The 16405-nt window shown below is 46.2% G+C and carries 15 protein-coding genes, 1 rRNA gene and 1 other annotated feature; all 16 genes read left to right on the forward strand.

What is annotated here, in order from left to right; genetic code table 11:
- Positions 1 to 43 precede the first annotated feature (43 nt).
- The 16 genes from H1230_RS07870 (at position 44) to H1230_RS07945 (ending at position 16287) form a co-directional block, all read left to right on the forward strand.
- Positions 44 to 1285 carry an Rne/Rng family ribonuclease gene (locus tag H1230_RS07870; RefSeq protein WP_239714960.1) on the forward strand — a complete coding sequence of 414 codons (1242 nt, stop codon included), beginning with the start codon at positions 44 to 46 and terminating at the stop codon, positions 1283 to 1285.
- Between the two features lie 109 nt (positions 1286 to 1394).
- Positions 1395 to 1482, forward strand: a sequence feature (ribosomal protein L21 leader region).
- A 14-nt stretch (positions 1483 to 1496) separates the two neighbouring features.
- A complete protein-coding gene (rplU, locus tag H1230_RS07875) occupies positions 1497 to 1808 on the forward strand; it encodes a 50S ribosomal protein L21 (protein WP_239714961.1) in 312 nt (103 codons plus the stop codon).
- Positions 1809 to 1820: 12 nt separating this feature from the next.
- Positions 1821 to 2156 (forward strand): ribosomal-processing cysteine protease Prp, encoded by a 336-nt coding sequence (locus tag H1230_RS07880; RefSeq protein WP_239714962.1) that lies wholly within the window; start codon positions 1821 to 1823, stop codon positions 2154 to 2156.
- A gap of 17 nt (positions 2157 to 2173) precedes the next feature.
- A complete protein-coding gene (gene rpmA / locus H1230_RS07885) occupies positions 2174 to 2485 on the forward strand; it encodes a 50S ribosomal protein L27 (RefSeq protein ID WP_239714963.1) in 312 nt (103 codons plus the stop codon).
- Positions 2486 to 2652: 167 nt separating this feature from the next.
- Positions 2653 to 3393, forward strand: a complete 741-nt coding sequence (locus H1230_RS07890) for a Spo0B domain-containing protein (RefSeq protein WP_239714964.1) — start codon at positions 2653 to 2655, stop codon at positions 3391 to 3393.
- A gap of 15 nt (positions 3394 to 3408) precedes the next feature.
- A complete protein-coding gene (obgE, locus tag H1230_RS07895; protein WP_239714965.1) occupies positions 3409 to 4719 on the forward strand; it encodes a GTPase ObgE in 1311 nt (436 codons plus the stop codon).
- Between the two features lie 219 nt (positions 4720 to 4938).
- Positions 4939 to 6114, forward strand: a complete 1176-nt coding sequence (locus H1230_RS07900; protein WP_239714966.1) for an SPFH domain-containing protein — start codon at positions 4939 to 4941, stop codon at positions 6112 to 6114.
- A gap of 11 nt (positions 6115 to 6125) precedes the next feature.
- Positions 6126 to 6872, forward strand: a complete 747-nt coding sequence (locus H1230_RS07905; protein WP_239714967.1) for a hypothetical protein — start codon at positions 6126 to 6128, stop codon at positions 6870 to 6872.
- A gap of 15 nt (positions 6873 to 6887) precedes the next feature.
- On the forward strand, positions 6888 to 7658 hold the full coding sequence (locus tag H1230_RS07910) for a hypothetical protein (protein ID WP_239714968.1): 771 nt from the start codon (positions 6888 to 6890) through the stop codon (positions 7656 to 7658).
- 96 nt (positions 7659 to 7754) lie between these two features.
- Entirely contained in the window at positions 7755 to 8192 is a 438-nt protein-coding gene (locus H1230_RS07915; RefSeq protein ID WP_239714969.1) for an ACT domain-containing protein, read from the forward strand.
- A 158-nt stretch (positions 8193 to 8350) separates the two neighbouring features.
- A complete protein-coding gene (locus H1230_RS07920) occupies positions 8351 to 9637 on the forward strand; it encodes a homoserine dehydrogenase (RefSeq protein WP_239714970.1) in 1287 nt (428 codons plus the stop codon).
- A gap of 47 nt (positions 9638 to 9684) precedes the next feature.
- Positions 9685 to 10665: a homoserine kinase gene (gene thrB / locus H1230_RS07925; protein WP_239714971.1), complete on the forward strand. Its 981-nt coding sequence runs from the start codon at positions 9685 to 9687 to the stop codon at positions 10663 to 10665.
- Complete coding sequence (gene pheA, locus H1230_RS07930) at positions 10662 to 11549, forward strand: prephenate dehydratase (protein ID WP_239714972.1); 888 nt, start codon at positions 10662 to 10664, stop codon at positions 11547 to 11549. The genes thrB and pheA overlap by 4 nt, the downstream gene beginning before the upstream one ends.
- 4 nt (positions 11550 to 11553) lie before the next feature.
- Positions 11554 to 12435, forward strand: a complete 882-nt coding sequence (gene ilvE / locus H1230_RS07935; RefSeq protein WP_239714973.1) for a branched-chain-amino-acid transaminase — start codon at positions 11554 to 11556, stop codon at positions 12433 to 12435.
- 265 nt (positions 12436 to 12700) lie between these two features.
- Positions 12701 to 14227, forward strand: a complete 1527-nt coding sequence (locus H1230_RS07940; RefSeq protein ID WP_239714974.1) for a LysM peptidoglycan-binding domain-containing protein — start codon at positions 12701 to 12703, stop codon at positions 14225 to 14227.
- 502 nt (positions 14228 to 14729) lie between these two features.
- Positions 14730 to 16287, forward strand: a 16S ribosomal RNA gene (locus tag H1230_RS07945).
- The last annotated feature ends 118 nt before the right edge of the window (positions 16288 to 16405 follow it).

The raw sequence follows: 16405 nt of genomic DNA on the forward strand, positions 1-16405 counted from the left end.
CAGAGTGCAGCGAATGAGAATGATTTAAACCAGAGGTGAAGCCATGAAACAAATGATCGTTCATTGCACGCAGCATATTACCCGGATGGCTCTTCTGGAGGACGGGAGATTGGTAGAATACGCGGCTGAACGCGATCAGCAGCAAGGGCTGGTTGGCAGTTATTATAAAGGTCGGGTTATGAATGTTCTTCCAGGTATGCAAGCGGCTTTTGTTGATATTGGACAGAAAAAGAATGCCTTTTTATATGTCGATGACGTATTACATCCCCATTTGGAGAAACAGCCAGAAATAAGACCCTCGATAGAGACGCTGCTGCAGCCTGGTCAAGAAATTATTGTACAGGTTAGAAAAGAGCCGCGTGGCAGCAAGGGTGCACGTGTAACCACCCATTATACGCTGCCAGGGCGCTGGATGGTGTACATGCCTTATGCAGAATATGTTGGAGTCTCCAAGAAAATCAGCCGCGAATCAGAACGAACCCGGCTTAAAGGTATTGGAGAACGGCTACGCAATAAAGAAGAGGGAGTGATCATGCGTACGGTTTCGGAGGATGAGCCTCCTGAAGCGGTAGAAGGTGATCTCTCTTTCCTGCGTGCCCAGTGGGATATTATTACCCGACGGGCGTCAGAAGCAGAAGCCCCTGCTCTCCTGCATAGTGATCTTAGTATTGTGCAACGCTTTATACGGGATACATTTAATCCGCGGCTTGATGAGCTGATGATAGATTCTCCCAAAGTCGTTAGAGAAGCAGAGGCTTTCCTGGAGGAGATGGCTCCTGAAGGGTATAAACCAGTGGGGTTGTATGATGCTAAGGAATCCATTTTTAATTCCTACGGAGTTCAGGAACAATTATACAGGAGCTTCAATCGCAAAATTATCCTTGAGGGTGGGGCAACACTCATCTGGGATGAGGCAGAGGCGTTAACGGTGATCGATGTAAATACTGCTCACTATACGGGTGGAGCTACGTTAGAAGAGACGGTAACCTCTACTAATTTACTAGCGGCTGAGGAGATTGGAAGGCTTATTCGTTTGCGTGATACAGGTGGCATTATTATCGTCGACTTTATTGATATGGAGCTGGAAGAACACCGGAAGATGGTTATTGATCGATTGGAAAGCGTAATAAGCAGTGATCGTACCAAGACACATATCCTCGGCTGGACAAGGCTTGGATTACTGGAGATGACACGCAAGAAGGCTAGGCATGACTCCGCTGGTTTCGCACCTGTTACATGTCAATGCTGCGGAGGAACCGGGAAAGTTGGAGCCTGGCTGGAATGAATGTCACCGCTGCATAGCTATTGAAAAGGTGTTTGTACTTGAAAAGATTGACTATGGATAATATGTATGATAATATCTTCAAGTATGTGTTTGGTTGATTTTTTTCCTGCACATGCTGTAACCGCTCCGATCGGGTACATAAGCGCTATTCTCTTTGGGGAATATGCCACCTAGACTAGGCGAGTCTGAGACATGAGGAGGTGCAAGTACAATGTATGCAATTATCGAAACTGGTGGCAAACAATACAAAGTCCAAGAGGGCGACGTATTATTCATTGAGAAACTAGATGCTGTAGACGGCGAAAGCGTAACTTTTAACCGTATATTGGCTGTTTCCAACGAAGGCGGTTTGACTGCAGGAACTCCGTTTTTGAGCGGCGCTACTGTAACAGCTAAAGTTGAGAAACATGGTAAAGGCCATAAGGTTGTAGTTTACAAATACAAACCTAAGAAGAATTACCACAAGAAACAAGGTCATCGTCAACCGTACACAAAAGTAACTATCGAGAAGATTCAAGCGTAAGAAGGTGCGTGAATGATTAACGTATTGATTACAAGATCTTCCGGGTTGGGTACTATCGTTGGCTTTGAGGTTAAAGGGCATGCGGGTTATGCGAAGCGTGGCGAAGATATCGTATGTGCCGGAGTATCCACTGTAACATTTGGAACCGTCAATTCGATTGAGTTCTTGACCGGAATCTCCATAGATACGTCTGTGAAGAACGGGTTCTTGAGTGGAACAATAAGTTCCATAGAAGATACCGAAAAGTCCGCGAAGGTACAATTGTTGCTCGAATCCATGGTCGTGATGTTGAATGATATCGCAGAATCATACGGGAAGTATATTAAGATACAGCAAGACATTATTTGAAGAAGGAGGTAGACAACATGTTTAAATTGAATCTTCAATTCTTCGCATCCAAAAAAGGTGTAGGTTCCACAAGAAACGGTCGTGATAGCCAATCGAAACGTCTTGGTGTGAAACGTGCTGACGGTCAAACAGTTACCGGCGGCAGCATCTTGGTTCGTCAACGTGGAACTAAGATTCACCCAGGCACAAACGTAGGCATCGGCAGTGACGATACCTTGTTCGCCAAAGTGGACGGCGTAGTGAAATTCGAACGTTGGGGCCGCGATCGCAAGAAAGTGAGCGTCTACCCTGTTGACGTTGCTCCGGTAGCAGCGGCATTGGAAGCGTAAGTTTACGGACTATAATTTGCAGTGAAGCCTCCGGCATGAGTGCCGGAGGCTTTTTTTGAAAATATAATTTATCCTTCTATGTTTATAAGTTTCGCGATATCTCTTATAATGTTTTATGTATTCTAACGAAGACTTGAATTTTGCGAACTGAGGGACGGGGAGAAAGAATGAAATCCTGGAAAAGTGTAATCTGGGCAGTCATGTTATCCGTAGCGCTTCCTTTAGGTCTCGTGTATTGGCACACCTCCCTTTTGACATGTCTGTTGCTCGGTGTTTGGGTAGCAGCGGTACTTGCTTTCAGTTTTATTGGCAACAGGCGTCACTTTGAAAGGGAACTGCGTATACAGGAGAACACTCTGCAGCAGGCAGCGATTCGGACACTAAATCATCATCGTCATGATTGGATGAACGATTTGCAGATTCTTTACGGATATATCCAGCTAGGCAAGCCTGATAAATCTGTACAGTGTGTGGAAAGAATAAAGGAACGTATTGCACTTGATAGCCGCATCGCCAAGCTTGGCATTCCTTCGCTGGTATTCTATATCCAATCTTTTCGTACCTATAGGTCCAGTTTGGAACTTGAAGTTCAAGTGGAGGAAGGACTGCAACTGAATAATACGCTCAGTCCCGAAGCTGGGGACGAGCTAACTTCCGTGATTATGCAGACGGTGCGGGCTTACCAGTACAGCGGACTTGCTCCTCAGGGCGAAACGCGCAAGCTTAGCCTCGACTTTACACAGGATGCAGGAGACATTCTTATCTCTTTTCAAGGCGAAGGGAATCATTCCAATCCCGAGCTGCTTCAAGGGCAAATTTATAATATTGTACAAGGAAAAATCATGAGAGCGGAGCAATTTAAGTCTAATGGGGCTTATATACAATTGCGTCTACCGCTTGAAATGTGAGGAAGGTGAACATCGATGTTCGTAGATAAAGCTAAGATTTTTGTTAAAGGTGGTAACGGTGGGGATGGACTAGTAGCGTTCCGCCGTGCGAAATTTGTACCAGAGGGTGGTCCTGCTGGTGGTGACGGAGGCCGTGGCGGCGACGTCATCTTCAAAGTAGATGAAGGACTGCGCACGCTGATGGATTTTCGTTATCAGCGCCACTTCAAAGCTGAACGTGGAGTCAAGGGTCGCAACAAAAGTATGCATGGAGCCAATGCCGAGCACATGATCGTGCGCATCCCGCCGGGAACTGTACTGATCGATGATGATACCGGAGAAATTATTGCTGACATGACCCGTCATGGCCAATATGTAGTTGTCGCTCGTGGAGGCCGTGGTGGCCGGGGGAACACTCGCTTTGCCACAGCGTCCAATACAGCGCCTGAACTGGCTGAGAATGGTGAAGAAGGCCAAGAACGTTATATTGTTATGGAACTGAAGGTAATGGCTGATGTGGGGCTTGTAGGGTTCCCTAGTGTAGGTAAATCCACACTGCTCTCCGTTGTATCAGCAGCCACTCCTAAAATCGGAGCTTATCACTTCACAACGATTACTCCGAATCTAGGAGTAGTGGATGTAGGAGATGGTCGGAGCTTTGTGATGGCCGATCTGCCAGGCTTGATCGAGGGTGCTTCTGAAGGTGTTGGCCTCGGCCATGAATTCCTGCGTCATGTTGAGCGCACGCGTATTATTATCCATGTCGTAGATATGTCTGGCTCCGAGGGACGCGATCCCTTCGAGGATTGGGTAATGATCAATGAAGAGCTGAAACAATATAACGCCAATCTGATCAACCGCCCGCAGATTGTGGCGGCGAATAAGATGGATATGCAGGAAGCAGAGGACAATCTAGCTTCTTTCCGTGAACGTGTCGCTGAACTGCGGCCGGATATTGAAGTTCTGCCTATTTCTTCGCTTACCCGCCAGGGCATACAAGAGCTGTTATACCGTGCAACGGATATCCTTGACAACATTCCAGTTGCTCCAATCGTTGAAGACGTTGCAGAAACCTCTGAGCGGAAGGTATACAAGCTGGAAGCGGAAGAGGATGACTCCTTTACGATTACGCGTGATAACGATGCATTCGTTGTCAGCAGCCCTCGCATTGAGCGGATGCTGAAGCGGATGCAACTGCACACACATGATGCGATTCTGAAGCTGGCCCGCACATTGCGCCATATGGGTGTAGATGCAGAGCTGCGTAAACGTGGTGCTGTGGAAGGCACTATTGTCCGCATTGCTGACTTTGAGTTTGAATTTGTAGAAAACAGCAGCTACTATTAATAATTAATTTTAAATACAAAGCGTCGACTGTGTTTTCCTGATGAAGGATAGCATAGTGGCGCTTTTTTTTGTTTCTAAAGCCTGCAAATCTAAAAAATTCGCGGAAAGAACCAAAACAGGAGCTGAATCGTATACAATAAATAACGAAAAAGTACTTATTCCCCATAAATAAACCGATATATTCTACATACCTATGATCACGAAAGAAGGAATAGGCAGATGGCAATAATTGAAGTAGTGAAATATGATGGTCCTCCAGGTGTTTTCGCATGGAAATATCCTAATCAGGAGCTTGGGACTTGGACCCAACTTATAGTTAATGAATCTCAAGAAGCAATTCTATTCAAGGGCGGACAAGCACTTGATTCTTTTGCCGCTGGACGGCACACGCTTAGCACAGCAAATATACCGATATTATCCAATATTATTAATTTGCCCTTTGGGGGGAAATCGCCGTTTACAGCAGAAGTATGGTATGTGAACAAAATGAACTCCATGAATGTCAAATGGGGAACAAGCACACCGCTGCAGCTGCAAGACCCCAAATATAATATGATGATTGCTGTCCGCTCCTTTGGACAATTTGGAGTTCGGGTTGAGGATCCCCGTAAATTTTTACTACAGCTAGTGGGAACCCTCCCTCTGTTTGATCAGGATACACTTGTTAATTATTTCCGTGGGCTGTTGATGTCTAATATTAATGAGCTAATATCCTCTTACCTTGTGCACAAAAAAATCAGCATTTTGGAGATCAACGCCTATGTAGCGGAAATATCGAAGCATATTCAAGGGCGGCTTGCTCAGACCTTTCTAGACAATGGCCTTGAACTGAATAATTTCTATATCGATTCAATTAATATTCCGGATAATGATCCAGCAACGATCCGATTGAAGGAAGCACTGGCCAAAAAAGCAGAGATGGACATCATTGGCTTCACCTACCAGCAGGAACGCAGCTTCGATACCATGGAAGAAGCCGCAGGCAATCCAGGAAATCTCGGAGTAGGCATGATGAACACCGGTATGGGGCTTGGAATGGGACTTGGATTCGCTGGACCGGCGGTGGACATGGTAAATCGAATGACAAGAGGATCAACGTTTGATACAGGTTCTTCACCGGTAGCCAAAGAGACCAAAGTGTGCTCCAAATGTGGTGTTCTTAATGCAGTTGACGCACGGTTTTGCAACGGCTGCGGTCACACTCTCCAATCTGTACAACCGGAAGAACCTGCTGTGGACAAAACGAATTGCCACGCATGTGGATTTGTACTTGTTTCCGAAGCCAAGTTCTGTCCTAACTGCGGAACAAGTTTGATACTAAAGTGTGGAGGCTGCGGGCATGAGCTGAAACCTGGACAGAAATTTTGTGCCGAATGCGGAACGAAGGCAGGCTGAAGGAGGGCTTCATGAACAAGAGAAAAACATATGTTAGTTCCATCACCGTTATTTATGCTGCAGTAATAATCGTGACCGTATTCTCTTTTTTTGGATTAGGATTCTCTGAATCCCTCTTACGCTTCGTAATTTCTTTGACGGCAGTTTTGCTTGCGGAGAGCGTAGTATATCTCTATAGTATCTTCTGGCTACGAGTCACTGTCCGAATAAGCCAAACTCCTCCGGTTATGATCAGTGGAGTTTTCATAACGATTATGTACATGGCTGCAGTTCTTATATCCGCAATTGTTTTCGATGGGCTGCTGGAAGTGCCGCCATTGTGGTATGCTGCGCTGCAGTTGCTGATTGTGGTCGTCGGGGCAGTTAGTCTTGCAGCAACAGGTTTATATGGCTGGAATGCAGGAGCGCAGGAGAAGAAGGCAAGAGAGTCTACACGGAATCTTCGCCAGCATCGGCAGGCGCTCGCAGAGATCAGCATGTTGGCCAGCACTTGGAAACATTCGGAGTGTGAGCAGCTTATAGAGCTAATAGACACATTGGAAGAAAAATTCAAGTACAGTGATCCGGTTTCGAACCCTTCCTTATTCGCTACTGAGGACATGTTAAATCAGCAAATTTCTTTGCTGCATGATCATGTGGAACTGCTGCTTGCTCTGGATGAGCCTCGGGCAGATTGGGAAGTTGAAACCAAAGAATTAGTAGAGATTATCGCTGCTACACTTCAGCGACGGAACAGAGAGCTGTCGGCACTAAAATAGGGGGAACTAAATAGAATGAATAGATTGAATGCACAAGAGCCACCGCCGTGGCAGGAGGGCCATCCAGCAGCTTATATGCCCAAATATGACAGGACAGCTTTTGACTATATTATAATCGTAGCAGCGTATTTGTTAATGCCTGTAGGGCTTGTGCTTGCTCTGGTCCGTTTGTTGAGCACTCATTATAAGAACTATCGTAAAGCCTCGAACTTTAACCTTATACTCCATGTGTTTATAGGTGCTTTTTTTGAACTAAGTGTCATATTTTTGGGGTCTTGGATAGCAGATCAGAATAACTTTGGAATAACTATATTTATTCTAATCACGTTTGCGATTATACTTCTGCTGCCTGCCTTCTTTTTTGGGTCCTGGGCAACTAAGGAAAGATTTAAGTTCGCGCAGCTTACCAATCTGTATGTTGGGCTTATTATCAATAATGGGGTCACGCACATTGGTAGCTTGTCTGAGCATACAGGTCAAAATGAAAGCGATGTCCGCCGAGATTTACTGTATCTCAAGAGCAGAGGGGTCCTTGCGCCGCAGGTTATTTTTAGTGAGGGCAGGCAAGAGACTGACCAGCTTAGAGGAGTATCCAATCCGGAACATACCGGGAGAACCTCCGGTTTCGAAGGAGCGGAAAGATTGCAACCAAGAGGTAATCAAGCGCAGACCCCACCTCAGTTGCCAAAGTCAATAAACTGCTCAGGCTGCGGCGCTCAGAATACAGTTCAGCCAGGCCAATCCAAGGCTTGTGACTATTGTGGTACGACTATACCTTACAGCTGATTAGGACAGGAGCAGGATTAGTTGTTGCTTTTTACAGCCATAATCCCTTATAATGTCCACTATGAAAACACAAAAGTCTTTGAGGAGAGGACGTTCGTGAAAGAACGCTATTATTTGGTCCGAGAGGACATATTGCCTGATGCTGTGCTCAAGACAATGCAAGTGAAACAATTGCTTGAGGCCGGAGATGCGAAGACGGTACACGAAGGTGTAGAACAGGTGGGGTTAAGCCGCAGTGCTTTTTATAAATATAAGGATGGGATACATCTGATCCATCAGTTGGAACGGGAACGGATTGTTACGATCTCGCTAGATTTGGAGCATGAATCCGGTATGTTATCTAAAGTATTGGGAGTAGTCGCGATTCATGGTGCAAATGTGCTCACTATTAATCAGAGTATTCCGCTGCAAGGACGAGCGAATGTGGTGATCTCCGTGGAAATTTCACATTTGAATGAAGAGCTTGGGGATTTGCTCGACGGTCTGAAAGAGATTTCAGGAGTGAAGCGCGCCCTGATTGTAGGTCAGGGTTAAATAACAAACTTAAGCCTATGCTTTCGAAGTAGTTTTGTACGAAGTAACTCAGTGAAGCGAGAGCTCACAAAACTAAGCCTATGCTTTCGAAGTAGTTTTGTACGAAGTAACTCAGTGAAGCGAGAGCTCACAAAACTTTTAGGAGGATACAGATACAGATGAAGCCGGTCAAAGTTGGATTACTAGGTCTGGGTACAGTGGGTACGGGCGTAGTCCGTATCGTGGAAGGAAATCAGGAGGACCTAAGCAGTCAAGTCGGTTCTCCAATCATTATTGAGCGCATTGCTGTGAAGAATTTGGAGAAGCCTCGTGATATTGAAGTAGATGCCTCCAAAATTACCACTGATCCATGGGAAGTTATCCGGGATCCTGAAATCGATGTAATCGTCGAAGTAATGGGCGGGATTGAGGGGACGAAGGAGTATATTCTTGAGGCTCTGGAGCGCGGCAAACATATCGTAACTGCCAATAAGGACCTGATGGCACTGCATGGTTCGGAGATTTTGGCGAAGGCACAAGAGAAGCAATGTGATGTGTTCTATGAGGCAAGTGTAGCGGGAGGAATACCGATTATCCGCACACTCATCGAAGGTTTTTCATCGGACAAGATCATGAAGATTATGGGGATTGTAAATGGAACGACCAATTACATACTGACAAAAATGAGCCAAGAGGGCGCAACCTATAGCGATGCGTTAAAGGAAGCTCAGGAGCTGGGTTATGCAGAATCTGATCCAACCTCTGATGTTGAGGGATTGGATGCCGCTCGCAAAATGGCGATTCTGGGTACCCTTGGTTTTCGCACCAACGTTGAGTTGCGAGACGTTAGTGTAAGTGGAATCTCTGGAGTCAGCAAAGAGGATATTGCTTTTGCTAAGCGCCTTGGGTATGAAATGAAGTTGCTGGGTATCGCAGAACGCCAGGATGAAGAATTTAGCATCAGCGTTCAGCCAACCATGATCCGGGCGAGTCACCCGATTGCTTCAGTCAACGGAGTATTCAATGCAGTTTATGTGTACGGTGAGGCAGTAGGGGAGACAATGTTCTACGGAGCAGGTGCGGGCGCAATGCCTACTGCAACCTCTATCGTGGCGGATCTGGTAGCAGTCATCAAGAATCTTAAGCTGGGCGTTAACGGATTGAAACACATCGTGCCTTACAAGCAGAAGAAGCTGAAGAGTGACGAAGAAATATTCTTCAAAAACTTTCTGTTGCTATACGTTGATGATAAAGCGGGTGTGCTTGCTAAGATTACACAAGTATTTGCAGAATACGATGTCAGTCTTGACTCTGTCGTTCAGCAAGCCAACAAGAATAATCCTAACGCGGAGATCATTATTGTTACACATGATGCCAGCAAAGCGAGTATGAATAAAGTACTGCGACATTTTGAAGAGCTGAAGGTAATTCACCGTATTAAGAGCCACTATCGCGTAGAAGGATAAATGAGCAAGAGTATTCCGATAAAAAGAATAAGGAGATCGCACCTGTTATGAGTAATTATGGAAGGTCAAGGGTTAAAGTGCCTGCCAGTACAGCTAATCTCGGCCCGGGTTTCGATACACTCGGCATGGCTTTATCCATTTATGCCTGGATCGAGATGGAGGAGGCACCAGAGACCGTATTTCATTTATACGGCGACGAGATGAAGGGGTTGGCTCAGGATAAAAGCAACCTGATCTATCAGGTAGCCCAAATGGTATTTGCTGAAGCAGGTGTTTCGGTGCCGGAATTGTCCATCTCGATGTATTCGGATATTCCGCTTACGCGTGGTCTGGGTAGTAGTGCTACAGCAATTGTCGGAGGTATGGCAGCGGCAAATGCAATGATCGGCTCACCTCTAGATAACGCCAAACTGTTCGATATGGCTACTGCTCTGGAGAAACATCCTGATAATGTGGGTGCTTCTTTGTTCGGGGGAATCATCACCGCTGTATGGGATGGTGAGCATGCTGATTATATCCGGCTTGAGCCGCCGGACGCGTTGGAAGTTCTCGTGGTTATTCCCGAGTTTGAACTTTCAACGACTAAAGCGCGAGAAGCCCTTCCTACAGAAGTTACGGTAAGTGATGCTGTTTATAATATCAGCCGTACGTCTTTGCTGACTGCAGCATTGGCCTCCGGCCGTCTTGATCTCATTGGTAGGGCAATGCAGGATCGCCTGCATCAGCCATATCGTGCACCTCTTGTGCCTGGAATGGAAAAGCTGCTGGTTGAGGCTCCAAAGCGTGGAGCTCTAGGTATTGCGCTTAGCGGTGCAGGTCCTACACTGTTATGCTTGGTTGACCGGAATGAGGTTCGGAAGCTGGAGCTTGAGGCCTTCTTGAAGGAAACTATGCAAGAACAGGGTATTTCAGCTCGTACTTGCTGGCTGCCACCTAGTACCTCAGGTGTTACTACAGAACTACTTGAAAGAAACGGGATGCAAAATGAATCATTTTTGGATATGATAAAAGGAGAATTACGGTTATGAAATCAATAGCGGTATTGCCGCAGGGTTCGGTTTCCCACGAAGCACTGCTGCATTTGTTTGGCGGTGAGCCTGTGAAGATCGTGCATCATAAGCTTATTTCTGACGTTTTTCTCTCCACGGCGAATGGTATCACTGATTACAGTGTGATTCCGATCGAGAATACAATAGAAGGCTCTGTTAGCCTGCATATTGATTGGCTCATCAATGAAGTGAATCTGCCGATGCAGACAGAGTGGATTTTTCCATCGATCCAGAATCTGATCAGTAATCCCTTGGAATTCACGGATGCAGAGGGTAACAAGGATTTCACTGCTATGGTGAAGATTCTCTCTCATCCTGTTGCAATGGCCCAATGCGGGCAATATATCCGTGAACACGCACCTTGGGCCGACCTGGAATCTGCCGGGAGTACTTCTGAAGCTGCGGAAATTGTTAAGAATAATCCTGGCAAAGGGTGGGCCGCAATCGGCACAACACTTGGAGCCGCTACACATGGCCTGGAAATTGTTGATCGGCAAATTACGGATCATAACAACAATTACACGCGATTTGTACTTGTGGGGCCACAGAAGCTGGAGCTTGCCAGAGTAAGTAGTGGGGATAAGACAAGCATCCTTGTAACATTGCCGGAGGATTTTCCAGGTGCGCTGCATCAGGTGCTTGCGGCGTTTGCTTGGCGGAGGCTGAATTTATCGCGTATTGAGTCACGGCCTACGAAGAAAAAACTGGGTACTTATTATTTTTATATTGATGTGGTGGAACCGATAGAATCTATTCTGCTGCCGGGAGCTATTGAAGAGATCAAAGCTTTAGGCTGTCAGGTACGGATTCTGGGCTCGTATCCAACATACACCTATGAGGAAGAGAAAGCGGAGGTGCAGTAAGTTCATGGCTGAACAATGGATCTATCTAGATGGAGAACACGTAACTAAGGAAAATGCAAAGGTATCCGTTTTTGATCATGGTTTTTTGTATGGTGACGGCATTTTTGAAGGCATTCGTATCTATAATGGCAACATTTTTAAATGCGACGAACATTTGGACCGGCTATATGATTCAGCAAAGTCAATTCAATTGGAAATCCCGCTGTCTTACGAAGAAATGCGAGAAGCTATGGCAGAAACCATTCGCCTTAATGATATGCGAAACGGGTATATTAGACTGATCGTATCTCGTGGACCTGGTAATTTGGGGCTTGATCCGCGCCGTTGTCCTAAGGCTAGTGTGATCATTATTGTGGAGCAATTAGCTATCTATCCGGAAGAAGCTTATATGAATGGTCTGAAGGCAGTTTCCGTATCTCAACGCCGCAATCTTCCGGATGCACTGAATCCGAAGATCAAATCACTTAACTATCTTAATAATATTCTAGTCAAGATTCAGTCCAATCTGGCAGAAGCGGACGAAGCAATCATGATGAATGCTCAGGGATACGTTACCGAAGGATCTGGCGACAATATCTTTATCGTTAAAAAGGGTGTTGTGTTTACACCTCCTTGCTATCTTGGAGCACTTGAAGGAATTACACGGATGGCCATTATGGAATTGTGTGAGAAGCTAGGTCTTAAACTCAAAGAAGAACCATTCACAATGCATGATGTATATATTGCTGATGAAGTATTCTTTACCGGTACGGCAGCTGAAGTTATTGCGGCCCGAGAAATTGACGGACGGATTATCGGTGAAGGCCATGCCGGCCCGATCACCCTAAGACTGCTCGAAGAGTTCCGCAACGTTGTTGATAAAGATGGCTATAAGGTTTGGGGCTAATTAGCATAAGGCTTCGATGGCGAACATTGAATAGCACCGAATACAGAAATCCTTTCATGCATTCATGAAAGGATTTTTTTTGTTCCGAGGATGTCAATCGCCCATGGGCTGCATAAGATGTAGTAACGAAGGAGGCGGCTCTATCGCATATAACTATGCAAGAAGCAATACTCCACAAAATAAGGGAGATGCTTTCGAAGCCAGTTTTGTTGCGTAGCTGTTAAGAAAGTAATACTCCACAAAACTTATAGGAGGTTAATGCTGCGTGAAAATACACATTGTTAAAACAGGCGATACATTATATCTACTATCGCAAAAGTATGGGGTGCCGCTGGAAAAAATAATTGAGGCTAACCCACAAATCAGTAATCCGAATGTGCTGGCTATTGGTGACAAGGTCAAAATACCCTCGGCGCCCGTACCAGTGCCTGACAACAGTGAAGTCTACTACAAGCACACAGTCAAACAAGGAGATACCTTGTGGAAATTATCCAAAGCATGGGGGATTCCTCTGAAGGAAATGATAGAAGCCAATCCACAACTGAAGAATCCAAATGCTTTAATGACAGGGGAAGTAGTCAATATTCCTAAAAAGGCAACATCCTTGCCGGTTCAGTCGAGTGACCTACCACCTAATGCTTCTAACGCTGCTAATAATGTCGACAAAACACAGATTGGGGGTAAGACTTATACTGGGCCAATAGAGGAACCTGTAGAAACGGCTACGCCAGCACCAATTCCGGCACCTGTTAATATACCTAAACCTACACCAAATGTAGCAGCAGAGGTTACCCCTGCTCCTGTACCCGTTCCTCTTCCGAATAAGCCAGCGGAAGTGTCTCCGATTCATGAGAAGATGGTTACGGAGACACAGAGCTTATACGTACAAATCTCAGTACCTGCACAAGAAGCAGTTTCCTACCATACAATGCCGAAAGCTGAGGTCCAACCAGTATCATTTGAGCCCAAGGTAACCCCATGCAACAAAACTGCAGGATATCCGGGGCTGATGGAAAATCCCAATTTTTACGATTGCCCGCCCGCTTATCCGTTTTATGAACCTCTTTCTAATATGAATATCAATACTGCCCCTAACTTTATGCAGCCGGCATTTTATGTACCGGATTGCATGTCACCATACTACTATCCGGAAAATATCCATCCGCTAAATAATATTCCCGAGTCGTGGCATTCTAACGCTTCTCCCAACGTATCGGGCATGAATCCTAACACCGAGTATCCTGCTTATGTGAGCCCGCAGTACACAGGACAGTCGCCTAACCTGCCTTGGCCATCTTGTGGATGTGGGGGAAACACACAACTCCAACCATATTCATATGAGATGCCTATGTATAATAATTTCCCTGGATATGTGCAGCCTAATGCATATTCTCCTTATGGAATAGGGATGCCTCAGATGCCTAATCAGGGATTAGTTCCTACAGCTCCTCTAGGTGCATTCGGGGGGGCCGCAATTTCAAATATTCCTTCATATCCTCAGTATCCTGGTATAGATAATTACGGTCAGCATAATCGTGTACCTGAAATCCAAGAACCGGAACCTATCGTGCAGGAAATTCAGCAGGCCGCTGGGGTGGTTAGTTCCGAGGCAACTGTATTAGAAGGTAACGTTAAGGGGAAGAGTAGTGGACCAAACAATAAAGGACCTAAAGCGAAAACCTCAAGTCAGAAAAGCAAACCAAACAAAACCACATCCAAATCTCAACACTCTAACCAAAGTAAGCAAACCAATGCTGCCAAAAGAAGCCGTAATCCATGGATATCTAATTAAGAATTTATAAGACCAGGCTAAGTATACGCCCTGTGTACAGGGATTGTATCTACCGATACAATCCCTGTACACTTTTTCATGTACTGTAAGTACTCGGCGGATACAAAGTGATTTTCAGGTATAAAGAACTATATTACAAAATGGTAAATTTTGAGGTTGTTTTATAATAGCTAATTATGTTATATTATAAATCCAGTCGCGAATGGAACTATTGACTCGCTGGCAGGAATTAATAATCCGATAAGTATTGCAATAAACGCGAAAAAATAGTTGTTGCATTACACCGGAAGATATGATATATTATAAGAGTTGCTGGTGAGACATTAAACGCCGACAACGAGAACTTGATCTTTGAAAACTGAACAACGAGTGAGTGGGATTTTACGAAAGTAAAATCCAAAAGAAGATGAGTTTCACGGCATTTATGCTGGAGTAAACTTGTCGGTTGAGAATGTGAATTCTCGTCAGAGGTTTCAAAATGAGCAATCGCTCTTTTCAATACAAATTGGAGAGTTTGATCCTGGCTCAGGACGAACGCTGGCGGCATGCCTAATACATGCAAGTCGAGCGGAGTTTTGTTGAAAGCTTGCTTTCAACAGGATTTAGCGGCGGACGGGTGAGTAACACGTAGGCAACCTGCCCCATAGTCTGGGATAACTACCGGAAACGGTAGCTAATACCGGATAATTCCTTTTCCCACCTGGGAAGAGGATGAAAGACGGAGTAATCTGTCGCTGAGGGATGGGCCTGCGGCGCATTAGCTAGTTGGTGGGGTAACGGCTCACCAAGGCGACGATGCGTAGCCGACCTGAGAGGGTGAACGGCCACACTGGGACTGAGACACGGCCCAGACTCCTACGGGAGGCAGCAGTAGGGAATCTTCCGCAATGGGCGCAAGCCTGACGGAGCAATGCCGCGTGAGTGATGAAGGTTTTCGGATCGTAAAGCTCTGTTGCCAGGGAAGAACGTCTTATAGAGTAACTGCTATAAGAGTGACGGTACCTGAGAAGAAAGCCCCGGCTAACTACGTGCCAGCAGCCGCGGTAATACGTAGGGGGCAAGCGTTGTCCGGAATTATTGGGCGTAAAGCGCGCGCAGGCGGCTATTTAAGTCTGGTGTTTAAACCTTGGGCTCAACCTGAGGTCGCACTGGAAACTGGGTGGCTTGAGTACAGAAGAGGAAAGTGGAATTCCACGTGTAGCGGTGAAATGCGTAGATATGTGGAGGAACACCAGTGGCGAAGGCGACTTTCTGGGCTGTAACTGACGCTGAGGCGCGAAAGCGTGGGGAGCAAACAGGATTAGATACCCTGGTAGTCCACGCCGTAAACGATGAGTGCTAGGTGTTAGGGGTTTCGATACCCTTGGTGCCGAAGTTAACACAGTAAGCACTCCGCCTGGGGAGTACGGTCGCAAGACTGAAACTCAAAGGAATTGACGGGGACCCGCACAAGCAGTGGAGTATGTGGTTTAATTCGAAGCAACGCGAAGAACCTTACCAGGTCTTGACATCCCTCTGAATCCGCTAGAGATAGCGGCGGCCTTCGGGACAGAGGAGACAGGTGGTGCATGGTTGTCGTCAGCTCGTGTCGTGAGATGTTGGGTTAAGTCCCGCAACGAGCGCAACCCTTATGTTTAGTTGCCAGCACATTATGGTGGGCACTCTAGACAGACTGCCGGTGACAAACCGGAGGAAGGTGGGGATGACGTCAAATCATCATGCCCCTTATGACCTGGGCTACACACGTACTACAATGGCCGGTACAAAGGGCTGCGAAACCGCGAGGTGGAGCGAATCCCAACAAAGCCGGTCTCAGTTCGGATTGCAGGCTGCAACTCGCCTGCATGAAGTCGGAATTGCTAGTAATCGCGGATCAGCATGCCGCGGTGAATACGTTCCCGGGTCTTGTACACACCGCCCGTCACACCACGAGAGTTTACAACACCCGAAGTCGGTGGGGTAACCCGCAAGGGAGCCAGCCGCCGAAGGTGGGGTAGATAATTGGGGTGAAGTCGTAACAAGGTAGCCGTATCGGAAGGTGCGGCTGGATCACCTCCTTTCTATGGAGAATCGTTTCCTGTAACGGAAACATTCGAACAGAAGCCGCAAGGCTTCTAGTGAACCCTTAGGGTTTGCACACACTCACTCGTTGCTCAGTTTTGAGAGTTGAAGCTCTCA

Source organism: Paenibacillus sp. 19GGS1-52, assembly GCF_022369515.1.
Taxonomy (GTDB): Bacteria; Bacillota; Bacilli; order Paenibacillales; family Paenibacillaceae; genus Paenibacillus_AQ.